The sequence below is a fragment of the Pseudanabaena biceps PCC 7429 genome, assembly GCF_000332215.1.
Lineage (GTDB): Bacteria > Cyanobacteriota > Cyanobacteriia > Pseudanabaenales > Pseudanabaenaceae > Pseudanabaena > Pseudanabaena biceps.
The window spans coordinates 1-4,246 of record NZ_ALWB01000299.1 but is presented as its reverse complement, the minus strand read 5'-3'; the positions used below and the strand labels follow the sequence as shown (position 1 = coordinate 4,246).

Here is a 4,246-nt window from a genome sequence, read left to right as displayed (position 1 = left end):
ACGAAAGTTCTGTAGTTTATCAATAATCATGACTGTAGATGTGCTTTTTCTTTTTCATCTACTTTAGGCAGTTTGTATCTCTTTTACTCTGCCTTTTTTTCCTTTTTTAGTCTAAACTCCAGTAAGTTTACTTCTGGCTTGCTTTGGTCAATACCTGCTCGCAATTGCGTGGTCATATCTTGCACCACATCTTTATCTAGGTCTAGTTCTTGGGCAATTTGTCGATTCGAGAGATTTAATCCCATCAAATACAGACACAATATCCACATCCGTAAGGGTTGATGGTGTCCTGCAAATATTGTGTCCGTTAGATCGTCAAAGTTGGTGTTGCAAGTTTTACACTGGTATCGTTGGCGAGCAGGTTGTGTTTCATCTTTGCCTCGCTTGATCACCCCTAAGCTTTGACATTTGGGACAGCATACTCCTCTTTCCCATCGCATCTGACGCACTGTTTCGTAACATTTTTCATCATCGATTAGATGCGTTAAGTTCACGCTCAGCATTGTGTTCGCTGCTTTTTATTGTTGCTACTATATTATCAATTTCTTCCTTTATTTCACCTCCCCGAATCACCTATTGAGCCTACAATCTTTAGAAACAATGAACAACATTAATGAACAACATTGATCAAGTTTGGTTAACTGTTCAGAATGAGGTTAGTGACTAAGTAGTTCGTCATAATTAAAAAACAAAACCAGAGAGCATACCGCCCGCGCAGCGCGCGGTATGCTCTTCTAGGTTTTAAGTTTACTTATGCCTAGCTACTTATAAGTTTGAGTTAAACTATCAACTCATAAAAGATTCCGAGTAACATGCCCTTGTAAATATAGCCTTGTTTTTAGCTGGAGACGCTTAAATTTTAAGGAACAAAGAATGTCAACAATATCTCTAACCGAAGCTCAATTTAAACTTCAAGATCTGATAAATGAAGTTTCACTGTCTCATGAGCCTATCCTAATTTCAGGAACTACATCTAATGCTTTTCTAGTTTCTGAAGAAGATTGGAAGGGAATTCAAGAAACAATCTATTTGCTCTCAATTCCTGAGGTGGGCGCATCAATTATGCAAGGTTTAGCAACTCCCATTAGTGAATGTAGTGAGACATTGGAATGGTGAATTGGAAATTGGTATACACCAAGCAAGCTCAAAAAGATGCCAAGAAAATTGCGGCAACTAATCTTAAAGACAAAGTTACTGAACTTTTAGCCATAATTCAGGTGAATACATTTCAGAATCCGCCACCCTATGAAAAGTTGGTTGGTGATTTAGCGGGCGCATATTCCCGCAGGATAAATATCCAGCATCGACTTGTTTATCAGGTGATCGAATTAGAGCAAACCATTAAAATAATCAGGATGTGGACGCATTACGAGTAAGCGCGATCGCTATAATAGTTAGACAGCTTGTAGTGAAAATATTACAGCCCCCATACTAGAATATCTCCTTGCCTTAAAATATCTTCTTGCCAAAAACTTTTCAAAAGTACCCGCTATGACTGCAACCGCCACCAAGACAACAACCAAGACACAGTATGAAGCCGTTATTGGGTTGGAAACTCACTGTCAGTTGACAACTAACTCCAAGATCTTTTGCAACTGCTCGACCCAGTTTGGCTCAACTCCCAATACTAATGTTTGTCCTGTCTGTCTGGGAATGCCTGGCGTGTTGCCCGTACTTAACGAAAAAGTTTTGGAATATGCTGTTAAAGCTGGACTAGCTTTAAACTGTCAAATTGCTCCCCACAGCAAATTCGATCGCAAGCAATATTTTTATCCTGATCTTCCCAAAAACTATCAAGTTTCCCAATATGACTTGCCAATTGCTGAGCATGGTTGGCTCGAAATTCAATTAGAAGATGGCAGCACCAAACGGATTGGGATTACGCGCCTGCATATGGAAGAAGACGCAGGAAAACTTGTTCATGGTGGTAGCGATCGCCTATCGGGTTCCAGTCATTCCCTCGTAGATTTCAATCGTACGGGTGTGCCGCTGTGCGAAATCGTATCGGAACCAGATATGCGCTCAGGTGCAGAGGCGGCGGCCTATGCTCAGGAACTCCGACGGATTATGCGTTACCTTGGGGTGTGCGATGGCAATATGCAGGAAGGTTCGCTCCGTTGTGACGTAAATATTTCCGTGCGTCCCGTCGGTCAAGAGAAGTTTGGCACAAAGGTAGAAATCAAAAATATGAACTCCTTTAACGCCATTCAGAGGGCGATTGATTTTGAAATCAATCGTCAAGTAGAAGCGCTTGAATCTGGTAGCGAGAAAATCAAGCAAGAAACTCGTCTTTGGGAAGAGAATAGTCAGCGAACAATTAGTATGCGTTCTAAGGAAGGAGCCAGCGATTATCGCTATTTCCCTGAACCTGACTTGATGGCGATCGAAGTGCCTTTAACAACCCTAGAGAAATATCGTTCCGAACTTCCCACGCTGCCTATGGCAAATCGCCATCGCTACCGTGATGAATTTGGACTGACTCCCTATGATGCGGCCTTGATTGCCGACGATCGCAGTATTGCCGAATTCTTTGATGCCACGATCGTTGCAGGTGCAGATCCAAAGCAAGTATTTAACTGGGTAATGGGCGACGTTACCGCCTATCTCAATGAGAACAAACTCAAGATCGGAGATATTGCGCTCACGCCTGTGATTTTAGCCGAGATGATTGCTTTAATTGCCGATGGCACGATCAGCAGCAAAATTGCTAAGGATATTTTGCCAGAACTAATTACTAAGGGTGGTTCTGTTAAGGAGCTTGTGGCATCTAAAGGCTTAACCGTTCTTGCGGGTGCGGAACTTGAGAAGATTATTGATGAAATTATTGCTGCGAATCCGAAGGAAGTCGAGCAATATAAGGCTGGCAAAACCAAGTTATTAGGGTTCTTTGTCGGTCAAACCATGAAGAAAACCCAAGGGCGAGCCGAACCACAGTCCACGAATAAATTGATTGCGGACAAACTAGCAGTCTAAAAAGAGAGGCGCTTAGCGCCTCTCTTTTATGTTCTAATACCAATCACGAAAGTGTGACAACACTTTTGTGAATTAAAAACTAAACCTAGTAAGGGTTTTCAAGTTAAGAAATGGCGTAGCCATTTCTTAAGTTAACGTGAGTTCGGGATAATTTGAAATGGGCTTTGAGAAAGGGTTGGTTACGCCAACCCTTTCTCAAAGCCCAAAAGTAAAAGCCTTGCCTAGCAAGGCTTTTACTTTTGGGCTTTGAGAATTTGCCAGTTTAAGGTGAACTGACGTTAGCTATACTTAGTGATTGCTGAAACAGTTTACTCACAAGCCCAATGCCATAATTCAGATGCTTTCAGCAATCAGTGACCTCGCAATCAAGAATGAGCCACCAAAGAATTTTCCAGAGTTCTGAATTTTTTCAACCCACTGATCGCGAACCGATTCGTTCGGTTATCACAGAATCTCCAGAGGCTGTGATTGTCGCTTGGTATATCCAGCCAAATCAAGAGATCTCTCCCCATATTCACCCCAACGGACAGGATACATGGACGATTTTGCAGGGAAAGGGTGAATATTATCTAGATCCAGCAGGTAATACTAAGGCGATTTTTGCAGGTGATGTGGTAGTTGCCTATCCTAATTGTGTGCATGGAGTCTTTAACAATAGTAATGAGCCATTGATTTTTATTTCGGTGGTAGCTCCTGCTAACGCAGGCTATCAGTTAGTTGCGATCGCCAAATAAGTGATGAATTCCGCAAGAGCCTGATCTCAATTTAAATAAATGAAAAGCCATGAAAGAATTGATTCAATACTTTTCGGAAATCCAATTAGATAAGTCAGTACTTTGGTGCTACCTAATCTGGTACGTTGTCATTGTCTTTTTCTATTTCGATCCTTCCCCGAAGATCTGGAGTAATTCCATTGGAATCAGTGCGGTAATTGGAACGGGGCTAATGCTCAGCATTTCTTCTAATGGAGCGACTCAACGAGATACTTGGCAGACTTTCAGGTTATATCTCATGCCATTTTGTGTGTCTAGTTTCTCCGCTTTAATTAAAGATAAGGGCTTCATTGTATTCATTTCTCCCCATATCCAAGAGAACTTAGTCGCTCTGTCCTGCTGCATGGTCTTTGGCATGATTATTTGGGCAATCAAATCATTCAATCAAAAATCTATCTCAAGAAACCTTAATAAATGACTAATTAAGTAGCTAGGCATAAGTAAACTTAAAACCTAGAAGAGCATAACGCCCGCGCAGCGGGCGTTATGCTCTTCTAGGT

6 protein-coding genes are annotated in these 4,246 nt (G+C 41.7%); 5 read left to right on the top strand and 1 reads right to left on the bottom strand.

Going from position 1 to position 4,246, the window contains the following annotated elements; genetic code table 11:
• Positions 1-83 precede the first annotated feature (83 nt).
• Positions 84-503, bottom strand: coding sequence for a transposase (locus PSE7429_RS21190; RefSeq protein WP_009629419.1), 420 nt, complete (start codon positions 501-503; stop codon positions 84-86).
• Between the two features lie 370 nt (positions 504-873).
• Here PSE7429_RS21190 and PSE7429_RS21185 point away from each other — a divergent pair, with 370 nt between their 5' ends.
• The 5 genes from PSE7429_RS21185 to PSE7429_RS21165 all read left to right on the top strand — a co-directional run bounded on the left by PSE7429_RS21185 (position 874) and on the right by PSE7429_RS21165 (position 4,164).
• A complete protein-coding gene (locus tag PSE7429_RS21185) occupies positions 874-1,116 on the top strand; it encodes a type II toxin-antitoxin system Phd/YefM family antitoxin (RefSeq protein WP_009629418.1) in 243 nt (80 codons plus the stop codon).
• Positions 1,113-1,376, top strand: a complete 264-nt coding sequence (locus PSE7429_RS21180; RefSeq protein WP_040690041.1) for a Txe/YoeB family addiction module toxin — start codon at positions 1,113-1,115, stop codon at positions 1,374-1,376. Before PSE7429_RS21185 ends, PSE7429_RS21180 begins: the two co-directional genes overlap by 4 nt.
• 115 nt (positions 1,377-1,491) lie before the next feature.
• On the top strand, positions 1,492-2,973 hold the full coding sequence (gene gatB / locus PSE7429_RS21175; RefSeq protein WP_009629416.1) for an Asp-tRNA(Asn)/Glu-tRNA(Gln) amidotransferase subunit GatB: 1,482 nt from the start codon (positions 1,492-1,494) through the stop codon (positions 2,971-2,973).
• 371 nt (positions 2,974-3,344) lie between these two features.
• Positions 3,345-3,707 (top strand): cupin domain-containing protein, encoded by a 363-nt coding sequence (locus PSE7429_RS21170; RefSeq protein WP_009629415.1) that lies wholly within the window; start codon positions 3,345-3,347, stop codon positions 3,705-3,707.
• Between the two features lie 49 nt (positions 3,708-3,756).
• Positions 3,757-4,164: a hypothetical protein gene (locus tag PSE7429_RS21165; RefSeq protein WP_009629414.1), complete on the top strand. Its 408-nt coding sequence runs from the start codon at positions 3,757-3,759 to the stop codon at positions 4,162-4,164.
• Positions 4,165-4,246: the final 82 nt, after the last annotated feature.

Coding starts and splice junctions, on each gene's coding strand:
- PSE7429_RS21185 (WP_009629418.1), top strand. CDS start 874: ATGTCAACAATATCTCTAACCGAAGCTCAATTTAAACTTCAAGATCTG.
- PSE7429_RS21165 (WP_009629414.1), top strand. CDS start 3,757: ATGAAAGAATTGATTCAATACTTTTCGGAAATCCAATTAGATAAGTCA.
- PSE7429_RS21170 (WP_009629415.1), top strand. CDS start 3,345: ATGAGCCACCAAAGAATTTTCCAGAGTTCTGAATTTTTTCAACCCACT.
- PSE7429_RS21190 (WP_009629419.1), bottom strand. CDS start 503: ATGCTGAGCGTGAACTTAACGCATCTAATCGATGATGAAAAATGTTAC.
- gatB (WP_009629416.1), top strand. CDS start 1,492: ATGACTGCAACCGCCACCAAGACAACAACCAAGACACAGTATGAAGCC.